A 15,361-nucleotide genomic window follows, 5' to 3' on the forward strand; every position below is an offset into this window, starting at 1 on the left:
AAATACATAAAAATTAGTGCCTTTGTGCCTTTGTGGCATTTTTTATGCAGTTGATTCAGGACTCAAATCTAATTCTGTAAAATCTCTTTCGGTTTTAGAGATTATTATGGTTGCTACTGTGTTTCCAATTAAATTGGTAATTGCTCTGGCTTCACTCATAAATTTATCGACGCCCAATAAAAAAGCCAGACCTTCAACAGGAATTTTATGAAGCGCTGTCAATGTCGAAGCCAATACTATAAATCCACTTCCGGTCACTCCTGCCGCGCCTTTTGAGGTGATCATCAAAATTCCGATTACGGTTAAAATTTCGAAAAAGCTCAAATGAACATCATACAATTGTGCTAAAAATATAACCGACATTGAAAGATAAATCGAAGTTCCGTCGAGATTAAAAGAATAGCCCGTAGGAATCACCAATCCCACAACCGATTTACTGCAACCCATTTTTTCCAGTTTCACCATAATACTTGGCAAAGCAGCTTCAGAAGATGAAGTTCCTAGAACCAATAAAAGTTCTTCTTTAATGTATTTTAAAATAGAAAGAATACTGATTTTATAGTATTTCAAAATACTTCCCAAAACCAGAAAAACAAACAAAGCCATTGTCAAATACACACAAAGCATCAATTTCCCAAGCGGGATCAAAGTGGCCAAACCAAACTTACCAATTGTATATGCCATTCCGCCAAAAGCACCAATTGGTGCCAAATACATCACATATTTTAAACCCGTAAAAACAACATTCGAGATTCGTTCTAAAACTAAAATGGTTTGTTCTCTCTTTTGATAAAAATTCAATGCAATGCCACATATAATTGCGGCAACCAAAACCTGCAAAGTAAAATTCGAAAAGAAAAATTGCAACCACGAAAAATGTTCTGCAGTACTATTTGTGTATTGACTTGCATCACCAATCTGCAGTCCCGATTTATCAATTTTTCCGGGCTGAAACAAATAGGCCACAGCCACGCCAATTGCCAATGCTACTGTTGAAACCACTTCAAAATAGGCTAAAGCTTTTACTCCAATTCGGCCAACTTTCTTTAGATTTCCCATTCCGGAAATTCCTAAAACAATCGTTAGGAAAATAATTGGCCCAATAAAAAGTTTGATCAGATCAATAAACCCTTTTCCAACTTTTTCCATTTTAATACCATTTTCAGGAGAAAAATGTCCAAGCAAAATTCCGGCAATAATTGCAATCAAAACCCAGAAAGTAAGGTTTGTAATTACAGCCTGAAAAAGATTTTTTTTGATTTTCGGTGTAGGATTTGGAGCGGGAATATTCATGAAAATTAGTTAGATAGTTTCACAAATATATAAAAAAAGCAGACCTATAAGCCGGATTCTGTTCTTGTCTCATTTTGCAACAAGACAATACCTTATCATTTATCTAGATCCCGAATTACTTCGGGACTCAAGCTACCTACCCTTCAACAACGGACGAGAAGCCCTTAAATGCTGATATACTTGGTATTTCACCGCATAGAGTTTACCTGGTTTCACTACAGCATTACCTGTACATACTTTCTGTTGCACTTGTCCTTGCCTTATTTCTAAGACCGACGGGTGTTACCCGCTATGCTTCTCTGTGGTGTCCGGACTTTCCTCCCTCCCGATGAATCGGGACGACGATAAGGCGGTCTGCGGTGCAAAAGTAGCGATTTATGAATGAAGAATAAAAACTTTAAATTTTTCATTTTATGAATTTTATCATAATATTTTAATTTTAAAATAGTTATCTTTAAAAATCCATAATTTTTAAATTCAGTTATCATGAAAAGAATGTATCATTACGCAACTGTTTCAAAGGCTTTAGATCAATTGAATGAGAAAGGATTTACGTGCGATTTTAATCGAAATGCAGATGTGATTAAAAAAAATCCTGAGAAATTTGAAATTGTTCATGTGTATCGATACGAGGGGGAATCAGACCCAGGCGATGAGGCAGTTGTTTACGGAATTAAGTCAACTTCGGGAAAAAAAGGAGTTTATGTTGCTGGCTTTTCAGCCCATTCAGATCAAGAAACCGCAAAGTTTCTATTTGATTTAAGCATTAGGGGAAGATAATTTCCTGAAACCAGAAACCTGTTAAGGCAATCGGTTTTAAAAGAAAAATTATGATTTTAATAACTTGGTTATTGCGAGAAACGAAACAACTTCAATACTGACTTAATACCGCAAGTGAGGTTGCTTCGTTCCTCGCAATGACAATAAAAAAAAGACGCACAGCAGTGCGTCTCTACAGCAACCTTTGTTACTTTGTTACTTTGTACTATGCCTTTGGTATCTTCAATTTCCAACCAGGCTGAATCAAATCAGGATTTGAAATAATATCTTTATTTGCTTCAAAAATATCTTGCCAAGAAACTCCATATGCTTTTCCAATTTTCGAAAGCGAATCTCCTATTTCAACTGTATACTCTCTTGAAACCCTTTCTTCAACTTCAATATTCATTACGACATCGGCAGATCTGTATTCGGGATCAATTTTTTCGTAGGCATTCCACAATTTTTCTTTATCCGCAGCTGTTTCGGCTGTTCCATCAATATAGAGTACATTATCTTGTTCTCTAACCTGCAAATTTGTGATTCCTAATTCAGAAGCTAAATTCGTTATTGCTTGGTATTTGTCTTGTAAACTCATAACTTCTTATTTAATAATTAATTTATTGTCTACTTTTTTAGGCTTCAATTCCTGAATACTTTGCATTAAGGGTTGCAATTTATCTTTTTTAATTTCACCAGAAAGCGTTACAACACCACCAACCACAGTAGCATTTACACCATCATAAGCTTTTACAACTTTGCTTATTGATTTGTCTAAATCAGCATCAGAATTAACAACGACAGTAGTTGCGGCGGGTTCAACATTTGGACTTGGAATTTGACAAGTATTTATCACAGATTTTACACCTTTAGTTGCTTTAACGGCTTTTTCAATATTTTTCTTGAAAATCTCGTCTTCACAAGTTCCAATAATAGTAGCAACACCTTCGTGGACCGTCACTTGAATTTGGCTGTCTCCTATTTTGTCATTAATCTCTTGTTCAATATCGGCATCTTTAGGACCGCAGGCCAATAAAGAAAAGGCCAAACTCATTCCTAATAAAATTGATTTAAATTTCATAATAGCATCTTTTAATAATTAACCATCTAAAATTAAATAGATTATATATCAAAAAATTATATGATATTGGGATGGGTTTTATATTTTTTACAGTAATTTAAATTATTCATGCTGCGAAACATCATTGTATTGCCAAAGCACATTTACAATTTTCCATTCGCCATTTTCCTTCACAATATGCATGTAATCTATCCATGCATCTGCAAATAATTTTACCGAAGCTGTCTTTGCTGAAACATCCAATAATTTGATTTCCTTTCTTGGATTCTTTGGAAACTTATCGCCTTTGACATTATAGGTTTCTGCCAAAATAACCATGTTTTCAGTGAAGAACTCTGAGATAAAATCTTTTTGCGCTGTCTTGTTTCTAAAAACAGATCTTTTAACCATTCTTGGATGCAAAGCGCTTTCCATCAATTTGGGATTCGGAGTATGTTGTGCTTCGATATAAGCCAAAGCTACTTTTTTAATTTCTAAAGTATCTTGAGCAGTTTGAGCTTGTGTTTTAATGGAACAAAAAATAATGATTAGTAGTACAAAGTATTTTTTCATAAAATAAATTCAAATTTGATTTAAACTAATACGCTTTAAAAATTTTAAATTAGAAATCTCCAAAACCTACTAAACAATAACATTACAGCAATTACATTTATCAGAATAGCAAATTTCACATAATTCCTATTTTCTTTTTTTACTATTGAAAGAATTCCAAAAAGCAAACCTATAAATGCTGATACACCAATATATTCTTTAATATAAAGCTGGCCGATTTCAATAAAACTAAATAAAGCCTGAGTCTTTCCATCTGCCAATTGGAACATTTTTGCCAACCTATAATCTTGATATAAAGTACATATTAAAGTTATTACACTAATGGCTATTGAAATAGTAGAATATTTTTTCATATAAAAAGCATTTTAGTTTTAAATTAGAAATAGATATTTTAATTTTCATTCATATTTCCTATAATTAAATTCAGAATTGCCACATACTATTTCTGTCCTTCCTTCAGTACTTTCTTCACCTGTATTAATTTGTCTTAAAATATTTCTTTTTTCATCAAAATAAAAACCCCACAAAGATTTGTCCTTAAAAACAAAATCGTTAAAACTACCACTTATGTCTTTTTTTGTCGTTAAAGCTATCTTCTCTGTTGTTATTAGTTTATTTTCTTTCGTTGCAATATCTTCTTCGTAAAATTGAAACTCATGCTCAGTTATTACGAGTATTTTTCTTTTTGATACATTCGCTTCAGGAGTAAATCCCCAATTAGAACCGCTTTCAAACAAAACCCATTTTCCAATATTTTTCCTAATTACCTGATATTGCGTTATTGAATCAAATTTCACAAGAGCCAGTTGGCCATATTTACTTTTTATATCTAATTTGTATGTGTACAGAAATACTTCAACGGCCAATTCTATTTGATTACTTTTTAAAAATTTTTGAGCTTTTTTAAAACCTAATTCCTGTTCTTTTAAAATTGAGCTCTTCTGACCGTAATTAAACAGAGAAATAAATATAAACATCAAACTAATCACATTTTTCATTAAAGCAAATCTTAGTTTCCAAAAAAATTCTTGCTTTGTAAAAATACTAAAATTACTACTAAATAAAAATATGATTTTAAACCAAAACATATTTTAAAAATAAAAAACGCAATAGTTCAACCACTTAAAAATCTTTCAATTTTTAAATTTTTAAATCATTAAATTATACTCTATATTTGCTATCGAATAAAAAAGAATATGGAGCAATTTGTAGTATCGGCACGTAAATATCGCCCGCAGACCTTTAAGGATGTTGTGGGGCAAAAAGCCATTACCAACACTTTGTTGAATGCTATTGAAACCAATCACTTGGCATCTGCTCTTTTATTCACAGGACCGCGTGGAGTTGGAAAAACGACTTGCGCCCGTATTTTGGCTCGAAAGATAAACCAGCCTGGATATGATGATCCTACTGAAGATTTTGCATTTAACGTTTTTGAGCTAGATGCTGCTTCAAACAACTCGGTTGATGACATTCGTAACCTAATCGATCAAGTTCGTATCCCGCCACAAACCGGGCAATACAAAGTATATATCATTGACGAGGTCCACATGTTGTCTTCGGCCGCTTTTAATGCTTTCCTGAAAACATTAGAAGAACCACCAAAACATGCTATTTTTATTTTAGCGACAACAGAAAAACACAAAATTCTCCCAACGATTTTATCTCGTTGCCAAATTTTCGATTTCAAAAGAATTACAGTAAAAGATGCAAAAGAACATTTAGCTGATGTTGCTGAAAGCCAAGGAATCGTTTTTGAAGATGATGCACTGCACATTATTGCTCAAAAAGCAGATGGTGCCATGCGTGATGCTTTGTCCATTTTTGACCGTGTAGTTTCGTACTGCGGAACAAACTTGACGCGTCAAGCCGTAACTGAAAACCTAAACGTTTTAGACTACGAAACCTATATTACAGTAACCGATTTGATTCTGGAAAATAAAATTCCAGAACTTTTAATAGCTTACAACGACATTCTGGCAAAAGGTTTTGATGGGCATCATTTTATTGCTGGTTTAGCTTCTCATTTCAGAGATTTATTGGTAAGTAAAACGCCTTCAACTATTGCTTTATTAGAAGTCGGAGAACAAGCGCAACAAATGTATGGCGTTCAGTCGCAAAAATGTTCGCAGGAGTTTTTATTAAAAGGAATTGATATTGCAAACGACTGTGATTTAAAATACAAATTGAGTCAAAATCAGCGCCTTTTAGTTGAATTATGTTTGATGCAATTAGCCTCTATCAACTTTGATGGAGAAAAAAAAAAGTTGAGCAATTCATAATTCCCCCAACTTATTATAAAAACGGAAGTTTTTCTATTGTTGAAGTCACAACTAAAGAAACTCCTAATACAAAACCTCAAATTCCAAGTTCGGAAGAAAATAATAATGTCAATCAAAATGACAATGGTAATTCCGTTGTCCTAAATACATCAAATACAACTCAGGTTTCTGCCGAGCCTGCTAAAGTTCAAACTCCAGAAACACCTAGAGTTGATATGACAGGTACTCCTAAAGTTTCCGCTTTTTCTCTTGCCAGCATACGCAAGAAAAAAGAAATGGAGCAAAGTAGCAAATCGTATGTCAAGCCTACTTCTGTATTGCCTACTGAAGAATTTAACGAAACAGACATGCGCCTTCATTGGAACAAATACGCAGAACGTTTAGGACAAAAAGGTTTAAGAATCATGGAATCTATCTTATTGATCAACGACCCTGTTTTGGACGGAACAAAAATCATTTATGAGCTTCCAAACGAAGGTTCTAAGCTAGATTTCGAAAGTCAAATGAATGGCTTGTTAGGTCATTTAAAAGGACATTTGCATAATCATGATATTACAATTGAGGTAATTGTAAATGAACAAGCGCAAACCAAACGAACTTACAACAATCAAGACCGCTATAATCGTTTCTTGGAAATCAATCCAAACATTGAACTTTTACGCTCAGTATTTGGATTAGATTTAAAAGAATAATTTTATTTATTTTGAAGTCCCAAGTTGTAGACTTTCTCTAGCCATTTTTTTCTTTTAATTTCATCTGAACCTTTTACAATTCCGATGTAACTTACTTTTACAGGCTTTATTCCACAAAATTCTAACGTTGATTTTTTTAATTGATTTACGCTTGGTCTTCCAAAAGACAATCGGTAAAACCAGCCGGGTTGGTCCAAAGTGGTAATAATATGCGCTGTCTTTCCTTTGAGCAATTTGTCCCACCAAACTGAATTTTCTCTATACTGAAAAGCCATTCCAGGCAAAAACAACCTGTCAATAAAACCTTTTGTGATTGCAGGAAGTCCGCCCCACCAAACCGGATGAATCCAAACTAAATGTTCTGCTCTTTTGATTTTTTCCCACGATTCAAGCAAATCAGGTTCTAAGTCGGTTCGTTCTTGATAACCAAATTGCAAATTCGGATTGAATTTCAAATCGGCAATTGTAATGATTTCAACTGTAGCGCCAGAAGCAATGGCGCCATTTTTATACGATTCTGCAATTCCGAAATTAAAACTTGCCGCGTTTGGATGTCCGTTTATAATCAGTATTTTTTTCATATCAATTTTTTAATTCAAAAATACTATTAGTGCTTTTTCTTTTAATAGACAAATGTCCTAAAAATAGATGCAAATTATTTCTCTCGCAAATTTAGCAGATTAGGCCGATCTAAAAACAACTTATAAATTTTCGCAGATTTATACAATATAACAATAAAAAACAAATCTGCTTAATCTGTAAAATCTGCGTGAAACCAAAAATCAAACAACCGCTTTTCTGATTCGGCTTAAATGTCTTGGTGTGATTCCTAAATAGGAAGCTAAATATTGAAGTGGAATTAGCTGAATATATTTTTGATGGTTTTGATATAACTCTTCATAACGTTGAGCGCCAGATAATTTCTGGAAAGAAACCATTCTTTTATGCAGATTGACAAATTCTAACTCAGTTAATTTTCGACCCGTTTCCTGCCAATTGAAACCCGATTGATAAAGTTTTTCTAAAGCTTTTCGATCTAAAATTTGCAACTCGGTTTCTGCTAAAGCTTGAATGTTTTCTTCGGCTTTTTCTTGGGTAATGAAACTTGCAAAAGACGCCATAAATTCATTTTCAAAAGCAAAACAATTAGTGATTTCATCACCTTTATGATTTACAAAAAACGATCTGAGAATTCCTTTTTTGATGAAGACAACTTCATTGCAAACTTGATTTTCAGTCAATAAAAGTTCGCCTTTTTTTAAAGTACGAAACGTAATTAAGTCATTCAAAAGATTTAATTCTTCTGCTGAAAAATTCTGAATGGACTGAAAAACCGATTTCATAAATTAATTATTAGAATCGAAAACCCTTTCGATCCTTTTGTCTGGAACAAGCCATAATAAAGCCACGATAACATAGCAAGCACCCGAAATATATTCGTTAAAAAACGAAGTTCCAATCCCAATGATATTTAGAATTGCAGAAACTTTACCTTTAAAATCCTTGCCAATTGCTTTTTGCAAAAGCGAGTCTTTACCTTCTACATCTAAGACTATTTTTTGAAGAATAATATATGCTATTGCACAGCCTAACAAAATAATCCCATACAAAGCTAAAGATGCTTTCTCAAAATTATGCTCCCCCATCCATCCTGTTGAAACCGGAATCAATGAAAGCCAAAACAATAAATGAAGATTGCTCCAAAGTACTTTTCCGTTTACTTTAGATAGTCCATGAAGCAAATAATGATGATTGTTCCAATAAATTCCAACATAAATAAAACTCAAAACATAGCTCAAAAACTTAGGAATAAGCGGTTTTAAATCCGCAAATTCATGTCCTTCAGGCACTTTAATTTCTAAAATCATAATAGTTATGATGATCGCCAAAACACCGTCACTAAAAGCTTCAAGTCTACTTTTGTTCATTTATTTTTAAAAAAAATTAAATTTTGCCGTAATACATTGCTTTTACAATTCCGTCCGAAAGTCCAATTTTTGGAACATAAATCTGGCGCGCTCCACTCCATTTCATTGCATTCAAATAAATGCGAGTGGCATGGATGATAACGTCGGCACGGTCAGAGTTCAAACCTAGCTCAGCAATTCTTTGCTCGTAGGTCAATGAATTCAAGAACGCATATTGTGAATTGATATAAATGTATGAAAGTGGTTTTTCCTGTTGTTTTCCAGACATTTTAAACAACTTATTGATGTTTCCTCCAGATCCTATCAAAGTTACTTCGTCATAGTCTGCGGTATTGGTTTTGATCCATTTTTCGATTTCATCCCAAACTACGTCGCAAACCATGTTATTCAACAACCTAACAGTTCCCGCTTTGAAAGATCTAGAATTGATCATTTTTCCGTCAGAAAACAATGTAAATTCAGTACTACCACCTCCAACATCAACAAATAAATAAGTTTCATCTGTTTTTAATAAGTGATGCAAATCTGTAGAAGCAATAATTGCTGCTTCTTTTTTACCGTCAATAATTTCGATTTTAATGTCAGCTTTCTTTTTAATCAAAGCGACCACTTCTTTAGCATTGTACGCTTCACGCATTGCCGAAGTAGCAAACGCCATATATCGTTCAACTTTATGTACTTTCATCAAAAGATTGAATGCTTTCATAGCATCAACCATTCGATCTGTATTTTCTTCTGAAATTTCTCCTACAGTAAAGGCATCTTGCCCCAAACGAATTGGCACACGGACAAGCGAACTTTTATTGAATTGGGGTTCTTTGCCTTCTTGTTCTACAACATTCGATATCAGTAGTCTCATGGCATTTGAACCAATATCTATTGCTGCAAATTTTCTAATATTAATCATGCTCACTTATGATTTGAAAAAATTGGTTTTAATTAATTTATTTTTTGAGGAACTGCTTCTGCCACCTCAATTTTGTTTTGATAATATTTATAGGTTTCAAATTGCGCTCTAAATGGGGCATGATGATTTCGAGGCTTGTATTTGTTATCTAATTTATAGGAATGATATCTCACTTTAACATTCCCTTTCCATGCAATATTAAAATTATCAATCAGTTCTTTTTTGATTTCCAGGTCATAAATTGGGCAGGTAACTTCGACTCTTCCGTCAAGATTTCTAGTCATAAAATCAGCAGACGAAATATAAACTTCTGTCAAACCTGCGTTTCCAAAAATATAAACTCTTGAATGCTCTAAATAATTGTCTACAATACTTATTGCTTCAATATTTTCGCTCATTCCAGGAATACCTGGAATCAACGAGCAAATCCCTCTTACTTGAAGCTGGATTTTCACTCCTGCATTACTTGCTTCATACAGCTTATCGATCATTTTAAAATCAGACAAACTATTCATTTTTAATTTGATGTGTGTTTTTCTTCCAGCAAGTGCATGGAGAATTTCACGGTCAATTAATTTGATGAATTTTGTTCTTGTATAATGTGGGGAAACAATTAAATGTTTATATCTGTGCACTCTATAATTGATATCGAAGAATTCGAATATTTTTGATGTGTCTTTTAAAATTCCTTGATGACAGGTAAAAAGCGTAACATCGGTATAAATCTTCGCTGTTGATTCGTTGAAATTTCCTGTTGAAATAAAACCATAGCGACGAGTTTTACCTTCTTCCACTCTTTCGATTACACAAATTTTGCTGTGAACTTTCAAGCCTTTAATCCCAAAAATAAGTTCAATACCTTCTGTCTGCATTTGTTCTGCATATGAGATATTCGAAGCTTCATCAAAGCGTGCTTGAAGTTCGATTTGAACGACGACCTTTTTCCCATTTTTAGCCGCATTAATAAGCGAACTGATTATCTGCGAATTCTTCGCTAAACGATATAAAGTAATTTTGATGCTTGTAACTTTTGGATCTAAAGCTGCTTCACGTAGAAACTTTGTTAAATAAGAAAAAGACTGATAGGGCGCATGCACCAAATAATCTTTTTTGCTAATTTTTTCTAAAATACTGCCATCCAAACTCAAACCAGGAACCGGCAAAGGCTCATTTGGTTTATACAAAAGATCATAGCGCCCTAAATTTGGAAAATCCATATAATCTCGGCGATTATGGTATCGTCCGCCAGGAATTATACTATCCGTTTCTACTATTTTCATTTTTTCTAAAAAGAACTGGAGCGTATCTTCTTCGATTAAATTATCATAAATAAAGCGAACTGGTTCTCCAATTCGACGATCTTTTACAGAACTCGAGATTTTTTCGAGCATACTTTTACTTAAGTCGCTGTCAATATCTAGCTGGGCATCACGTGTAATTTTGATCATGTGTGCCGAAACACTTTTATAATCAAATATATTGAAGATGTTTTTCAGTTTATAGCGAATAACATCATCTATTAATATAACGTATTGCTTGTCATCTTCAGACGGAATAACAACAAAACGATTAATGTTTTTCGGAATTTCGATTAAAGCGTAACGAACTTCATCATTTGCCAATTCTAAACGAACGGCTAAATAACCTAAAGTGTCTTTTAAAACTGGAAAAACAGCCAAATCATTCAAAATAATTGTAACCAATTCCGGACTCAATTTTTGTGTAAAAAAGTCCTTTAAGAAACACTCCTGTTTTTTGGTAATTTGGGTTTCATTGATAATAAAGATATTTTCAGCTTCTAGTTCTGCTTCAATATTCCCTAGAATACGCAAACTTTCAGACTGTTGCTGAATTACGATTTCGGTAATATCCTTAATTAATTGGTGAGCAGAAATTCCGCCTAAATATTTTTCGCCAGAAATACCAGAGAGACTCAATCTTCGAATGGCTGCGTACCGAACTCTAAAAAACTCATCTAAATTGTTTGAAAAAATTCCAACAAAACGCATTCTGTCTAAAAGTGGAACCGTGTTATCTGCAGCTTCTTGAAGCACTCTTGCATTAAACGCTAGCCAGCTTTTTTCTCTATCGATATATTTCTGTTCGTACACTTTTTTTATTTTAAATCTTTGGGGAAAATTGTTTTATGTGTCTTGCCTTTATTGAGAGCATCCCAGCTTTCTGTATCAAATTGCAGGGAAACGAAACCTGAAGTTGGGACATTATCTATAAAAACATCTCCAAATTTATTAACAAAATTTGTAATAGCCTCGTTATGTCCAAAAAGAATAACGCTTTCTAAACTATTATCACATGATTTGATAACTTTTTCGAGTTGTTTCTCATCAAAAGTATAAAGATCATCTTTAAAAACGATGCTTTCTATGGGGTACGAAATATTTTGAGCAAAAATAAGAGCCGTTTCTGAAGCGCGCGCCGCAGTACTACTCCATATAATATAAGTTTTCGGTAGGTATTTTGAAATATTTGAAGACACTTCATGCGCATCTAAAATTCCTCTTTTCATTAAAGGTCTGTCAAAATCTTTTAGAGGCGCTTCCCAGCTTGATTTTGCGTGTCGTATTAAAATTAAGTTTTTCATATAAAGGCAATATTTAAAAATAAATACATAACGAGAAAACTACTTTCTAAGTTCTAATTTACAAAAGAAATTTTAATCCTCCCCTATTTTTTATTTCTGTTAACATTCTATAAAAATTTTAACAAGAATGCGAAATATTCAAAAGTTTAACAATACAAAAAATCGACTTATACATTTTAACAAAAAAGTGTACTTCATCCATTAAAACAATCATTTCGTCGATATTTTGCGAATTTATAAAATTTTAACTAAATAATTGATTATTAGATATTTACATAAGTTTAAAAAGTAAATTTTTAATCAAAAAAGGAAGAAAAACATCAATTTATATGTGTTAAAATCGATCAAAAAAAAGCTTTTTTTGATCAATATTTAATCAAAAAAAGGTAGTTAAACGAGTTTTTAGGTTAGTTACAGACAAAAAAATTTAATTACAAAAACTCTAATATAATTTTGATTCTGTTAAAATTTCATAAATACCACAAAACTAAATCTTAAGTTATGAAAAGTAAATCTACTCTTGAAAAAGCGGTGAAATTTGTAGCAAATTGTAAGTCAATTTTTTCTCTAAGAAAAAATATCTTTCAAAAAAACTTATTTTCATTACTGCTTTGTTTAATCACAACCATTTCATTTGCACAATCCGGTTCTTGCAAGGCAACTCTGGGAGTTGATAAAGACAGGAATTACAGCAATGCAAGTGAGAATGGTGCCTATTTTACACTGGTATTGACCAATACGGGAAATTCAGATGATGTTTATAATTTAAGTGTTTTAAACATAAACTCTAGCTGCGCGAATAATGATGGAAGCAGCACATCTCAAAATGTGAATTTGGTTGGGAGTTTTCTGGACAACAGCAACGTACCAATCACATCTATCTCGCTTTCAGCAAATCAAACCGCTACTTTTTCAGTTCATTTAACGGTTCCGCAAGGTACGGCATACAACAAATGGAATTGCATGCAGGTAAATGCTACATCATCAAATTGCGCCAATTACACAGCAAGCACTGTTGTACATACGATCGTAAATAATCCTTCTGAAAATTAAATATTAGTTGCGAAAATATTTAGTTGTTTTTCAATTTAAATTCCTATAAAATGAAAAAAACATTACACTTTATCCACTTAATAAAAAAAGCCAGCATAACGTTTTGTATGTTACTTTTTTTATTTTCATCAGCCATAGGTTTTGCACAGACGATAACGCCTACCAAAACTGTTACCGTGGCACCAGGAGTTTGCGGAGCATTGGATGTTGAATTAAAAATTCAAGGTTCAAATCCAGTTACTAGACCCTTAGAGGTTGTTTTAGTTATTGACGTATCTGGAAGTATGGGGGATGGATCTGGTAAGAAACCTCTAGCCTATGCTCAAGATGCTGCTATTGATTTTATCAATAAAATGTTTCTTCCTGCTAATAACCCTACAGGAAAAAACAGGGTGGGGATTGTAACTTACAGCACAACAGCTACTATAAGAAAATATTTAACAAATAGCAGTGGTCAAGCGGACTTAATATCAGTAATAAATGGACTTTCTGCAAATGGAAACACCAATATTCAAGATGGTTTGACAAAAGCCAGATCAATATTATTAGATCCTGATCCTGCTAAGGGCGCTACTTTCGATTGTGCTACAGCAAGAAGTGTCGTTTTATTGACGGATGGTGTTCCAAACGTAACAGGATCAAGCGGTAATGGCTGTAGTGGATCCTGTTTACCAGCCATTACAACTGCTGCAAGTAGTATAAAAACTGTTACTGTTTCAGGAACCAGTTATAACAATCAGATTTTCTCTGTCGGATTATTTGGTGCTATTAGTGGCAACGACCAAACAAACGCTGAGAATGTATTGAATACAGTACAGTCTGGAGGTTCTTTCTTTACAGAAACTGGTGCTGACTTGACAGGTATTTATAGTCAAATTTTCACTCAATTATCTTGGGTTGCAAAACAAATTACAGGTACGCCTTTTGAAAAAGAAACTGTAGGTGCTAATTTCACAATTGGATCAGTTACAGTAACCAAAGGAACTACAACAATTACCGGACAAGAAATTGCCTGGAATATTGATTTCTTAAATGTTGAGACAATCACTTTAAAATATCGATTGACTCCAAAACCAAATACGTGTGGAAGCCAACAAGTAAGCTCGTCTAAACTTTACTTTCAAAACGCTCTCTGTACTAATGCAACGCAAGACATAGTTTCGCCTATGACGGATGTTCCATGTCCTATCATTACTGTTGCATCGCAAACAAATGTGACTTGTTATGGAGGAAATAATGGAGCAATCAGTATAAATACTCCAACAGGAGGACAAGGCCCATATGCTTATAAATGGACAAAAAACGATGTTGATTTTGCTACAACAAAAGACATTACAGGTTTAAGTGCTGGAATATATAAAGTTAGCGCAACAGATAGTAATAATTGTGCAACAGGTATTTTGACTATCGAAATAACACAACCTGCTGGAGCTTTAGCAATTGTAGGGTCTTCTAAAACAGATGTCCTTTGTTATGGTGCTAGTACCGGAAGTGTATCGGCTGGTACAGTATCAAATGCTGTTGGCACAGTAACTTATTCTTGGAAAAATTCAAATAATGATGAAGTTGGAACAACTCCTACAGTATCAAATTTGCCAGCCGGGACTTATACCGTAACTGTAACAGATTCCTGTTCAAGCAAAACTGATACTGTAACAATTGGACAACCTTCAAATGCTCTAGTTGCTGCAATAGATTCTAAAACAGATGTAAACTGCAAAGGAGATGCAACTGGTGCTGCAACGGCTTCGGCTAATGGCGGAACTGCTGGATACTCTTATTCTTGGAATACTGTTCCTGTTCAGACTGGAGCTACCGCTTCAAACCTTGTTGCCGGAACTTATATCGTGACTGTCACTGATTCAAAAGGCTGTACCGATACTGAAACAGTAATAATCGATGAGCCAGCAAATGCCTTGACTGCCGCAATCGACTCTCATGTAGATGTTAGCTGCAAAGGCGATGCCACTGGTTCGGCAACTGCTTCTGCAACTGGCGGAACTGCTGGATACTCTTACTCTTGGAATACTGTTCCTGTTCAGACTGGAGCTACTGCTTCAAATCTTGCTGCTGGAACTTATATCGTGACAGTGACCGATTCAAAAGGTTGTACCGATACTGAAACAGTAATAATCGATGAGCCAGCAAATGACTTGACTGCCGCAATCGACTCTAAAACAGATGTAAACTGCAAAGGCGATGCCACTGGTTC

Annotated in this window: 17 protein-coding genes and 1 other RNA gene; 5 read left to right on the forward strand and 13 right to left on the reverse strand. The window is 33.9% G+C overall.

Going from position 1 to position 15,361, the window contains the following annotated elements; genetic code table 11:
- Positions 1-42 precede the first annotated feature (42 nt).
- Complete coding sequence (locus tag H600_RS0117960; RefSeq protein ID WP_026730089.1) at positions 43-1,293, reverse strand: cation:dicarboxylate symporter family transporter; 1,251 nt, start codon at positions 1,291-1,293, stop codon at positions 43-45.
- A gap of 31 nt (positions 1,294-1,324) precedes the next feature.
- An RNA gene (gene rnpB, locus H600_RS22625) (RNase P RNA component class A) lies at positions 1,325-1,654 on the reverse strand.
- 125 nt (positions 1,655-1,779) lie between these two features.
- On the opposite strand from rnpB, the gene H600_RS0117965 reads away from it, so the two are divergent.
- The gene (locus H600_RS0117965; protein WP_026730090.1) at positions 1,780-2,073 is read left to right on the forward strand and encodes an SH3 domain-containing protein; all 294 of its coding nucleotides are present in this window, start codon (positions 1,780-1,782) and stop codon (positions 2,071-2,073) included.
- Positions 2,074-2,278: 205 nt separating this feature from the next.
- Here H600_RS0117965 and H600_RS0117970 read toward each other — a convergent pair whose 3' ends face one another.
- The 5 genes from H600_RS0117970 to H600_RS0117990 form a co-directional block, all read right to left on the reverse strand.
- The gene (locus H600_RS0117970; protein WP_026730091.1) at positions 2,279-2,650 is read right to left on the reverse strand and encodes a LysM peptidoglycan-binding domain-containing protein; all 372 of its coding nucleotides are present in this window, start codon (positions 2,648-2,650) and stop codon (positions 2,279-2,281) included.
- Positions 2,651-2,656: 6 nt separating this feature from the next.
- Positions 2,657-3,133: a BON domain-containing protein gene (locus tag H600_RS0117975; RefSeq protein WP_026730092.1), complete on the reverse strand. Its 477-nt coding sequence runs from the start codon at positions 3,131-3,133 to the stop codon at positions 2,657-2,659.
- 102 nt (positions 3,134-3,235) lie between these two features.
- Positions 3,236-3,685 (reverse strand): nuclear transport factor 2 family protein, encoded by a 450-nt coding sequence (locus tag H600_RS0117980; protein ID WP_026730093.1) that lies wholly within the window; start codon positions 3,683-3,685, stop codon positions 3,236-3,238.
- A 44-nt stretch (positions 3,686-3,729) separates the two neighbouring features.
- Complete coding sequence (locus H600_RS0117985; protein WP_026730094.1) at positions 3,730-4,038, reverse strand: hypothetical protein; 309 nt, start codon at positions 4,036-4,038, stop codon at positions 3,730-3,732.
- Between the two features lie 45 nt (positions 4,039-4,083).
- The gene (locus H600_RS0117990; protein WP_026730095.1) at positions 4,084-4,773 is read right to left on the reverse strand and encodes a hypothetical protein; all 690 of its coding nucleotides are present in this window, start codon (positions 4,771-4,773) and stop codon (positions 4,084-4,086) included.
- Positions 4,774-4,881: 108 nt separating this feature from the next.
- On the opposite strand from H600_RS0117990, the gene dnaX reads away from it, so the two are divergent.
- Together dnaX and H600_RS0118000 are read left to right on the forward strand one after the other, a co-directional pair.
- Positions 4,882-5,967 (forward strand): DNA polymerase III subunit gamma/tau, encoded by a 1,086-nt coding sequence (dnaX, locus tag H600_RS0117995; RefSeq protein WP_026730096.1) that lies wholly within the window; start codon positions 4,882-4,884, stop codon positions 5,965-5,967.
- 215 nt (positions 5,968-6,182) lie between these two features.
- A complete protein-coding gene (locus H600_RS0118000) occupies positions 6,183-6,659 on the forward strand; it encodes a hypothetical protein (protein ID WP_051234464.1) in 477 nt (158 codons plus the stop codon).
- A 2-nt stretch (positions 6,660-6,661) separates the two neighbouring features.
- Here H600_RS0118000 and H600_RS0118005 read toward each other — a convergent pair whose 3' ends face one another.
- The 6 genes from H600_RS0118005 to H600_RS0118030 all read right to left on the reverse strand — a co-directional run bounded on the left by H600_RS0118005 (position 6,662) and on the right by H600_RS0118030 (position 12,096).
- Positions 6,662-7,240, reverse strand: a complete 579-nt coding sequence (locus H600_RS0118005) for an NAD(P)H-dependent oxidoreductase (protein WP_026730098.1) — start codon at positions 7,238-7,240, stop codon at positions 6,662-6,664.
- Between the two features lie 201 nt (positions 7,241-7,441).
- Positions 7,442-8,002 carry a Crp/Fnr family transcriptional regulator gene (locus H600_RS0118010; RefSeq protein ID WP_026730099.1) on the reverse strand — a complete coding sequence of 187 codons (561 nt, stop codon included), beginning with the start codon at positions 8,000-8,002 and terminating at the stop codon, positions 7,442-7,444.
- 3 nt (positions 8,003-8,005) lie between these two features.
- Positions 8,006-8,587, reverse strand: a complete 582-nt coding sequence (locus H600_RS0118015; protein ID WP_026730100.1) for a TMEM175 family protein — start codon at positions 8,585-8,587, stop codon at positions 8,006-8,008.
- Positions 8,588-8,603: 16 nt separating this feature from the next.
- Entirely contained in the window at positions 8,604-9,494 is an 891-nt protein-coding gene (locus H600_RS0118020) for a Ppx/GppA phosphatase family protein (RefSeq protein WP_026730101.1), read from the reverse strand.
- A 32-nt stretch (positions 9,495-9,526) separates the two neighbouring features.
- A complete protein-coding gene (gene ppk1, locus H600_RS0118025; protein ID WP_026730102.1) occupies positions 9,527-11,605 on the reverse strand; it encodes a polyphosphate kinase 1 in 2,079 nt (692 codons plus the stop codon).
- 5 nt (positions 11,606-11,610) lie between these two features.
- A complete protein-coding gene (locus H600_RS0118030) occupies positions 11,611-12,096 on the reverse strand; it encodes a SixA phosphatase family protein (protein WP_026730103.1) in 486 nt (161 codons plus the stop codon).
- Between the two features lie 501 nt (positions 12,097-12,597).
- Between H600_RS0118030 and H600_RS0118035 the strand changes: the two genes are divergently transcribed.
- Together H600_RS0118035 and H600_RS23065 are read left to right on the forward strand one after the other, a co-directional pair.
- Complete coding sequence (locus H600_RS0118035) at positions 12,598-13,149, forward strand: Fn3-like domain-containing protein (RefSeq protein WP_026730104.1); 552 nt, start codon at positions 12,598-12,600, stop codon at positions 13,147-13,149.
- A gap of 50 nt (positions 13,150-13,199) precedes the next feature.
- A partial coding sequence (locus tag H600_RS23065) for a VWA domain-containing protein (protein WP_167330311.1) occupies positions 13,200-15,361 on the forward strand: 2,162 nt, incomplete at its 3' end.

Source organism: Flavobacterium denitrificans DSM 15936, from assembly GCF_000425445.1.
Lineage (GTDB): Bacteria > Bacteroidota > Bacteroidia > Flavobacteriales > Flavobacteriaceae > Flavobacterium > Flavobacterium denitrificans.

What these genes read in the sequence shown, in the direction of transcription:
- H600_RS0117960 (WP_026730089.1), bottom strand. Translation starts at nt 1,293, where the DNA reads ATGAATATTCCCGCTCCAAATCCTACACCGAAAATCAAAAAAAATCTT.
- H600_RS0118005 (WP_026730098.1), bottom strand. Translation starts at nt 7,240, where the DNA reads ATGAAAAAAATACTGATTATAAACGGACATCCAAACGCGGCAAGTTTT.
- H600_RS0117985 (WP_026730094.1), bottom strand. Translation starts at nt 4,038, where the DNA reads ATGAAAAAATATTCTACTATTTCAATAGCCATTAGTGTAATAACTTTA.
- dnaX (WP_026730096.1), top strand. Translation starts at nt 4,882, where the DNA reads ATGGAGCAATTTGTAGTATCGGCACGTAAATATCGCCCGCAGACCTTT.
- H600_RS0117990 (WP_026730095.1), bottom strand. Translation starts at nt 4,773, where the DNA reads ATGTTTTGGTTTAAAATCATATTTTTATTTAGTAGTAATTTTAGTATT.
- H600_RS0117975 (WP_026730092.1), bottom strand. Translation starts at nt 3,133, where the DNA reads ATGAAATTTAAATCAATTTTATTAGGAATGAGTTTGGCCTTTTCTTTA.
- H600_RS0118000 (WP_051234464.1), top strand. Translation starts at nt 6,183, where the DNA reads ATGACAGGTACTCCTAAAGTTTCCGCTTTTTCTCTTGCCAGCATACGC.
- H600_RS0118030 (WP_026730103.1), bottom strand. Translation starts at nt 12,096, where the DNA reads ATGAAAAACTTAATTTTAATACGACACGCAAAATCAAGCTGGGAAGCG.
- H600_RS0118035 (WP_026730104.1), top strand. Translation starts at nt 12,598, where the DNA reads ATGAAAAGTAAATCTACTCTTGAAAAAGCGGTGAAATTTGTAGCAAAT.
- H600_RS0118010 (WP_026730099.1), bottom strand. Translation starts at nt 8,002, where the DNA reads ATGAAATCGGTTTTTCAGTCCATTCAGAATTTTTCAGCAGAAGAATTA.
- H600_RS0117980 (WP_026730093.1), bottom strand. Translation starts at nt 3,685, where the DNA reads ATGAAAAAATACTTTGTACTACTAATCATTATTTTTTGTTCCATTAAA.
- H600_RS0118020 (WP_026730101.1), bottom strand. Translation starts at nt 9,494, where the DNA reads ATGATTAATATTAGAAAATTTGCAGCAATAGATATTGGTTCAAATGCC.
- H600_RS0118015 (WP_026730100.1), bottom strand. Translation starts at nt 8,587, where the DNA reads ATGAACAAAAGTAGACTTGAAGCTTTTAGTGACGGTGTTTTGGCGATC.
- H600_RS0117965 (WP_026730090.1), top strand. Translation starts at nt 1,780, where the DNA reads ATGAAAAGAATGTATCATTACGCAACTGTTTCAAAGGCTTTAGATCAA.
- H600_RS0117970 (WP_026730091.1), bottom strand. Translation starts at nt 2,650, where the DNA reads ATGAGTTTACAAGACAAATACCAAGCAATAACGAATTTAGCTTCTGAA.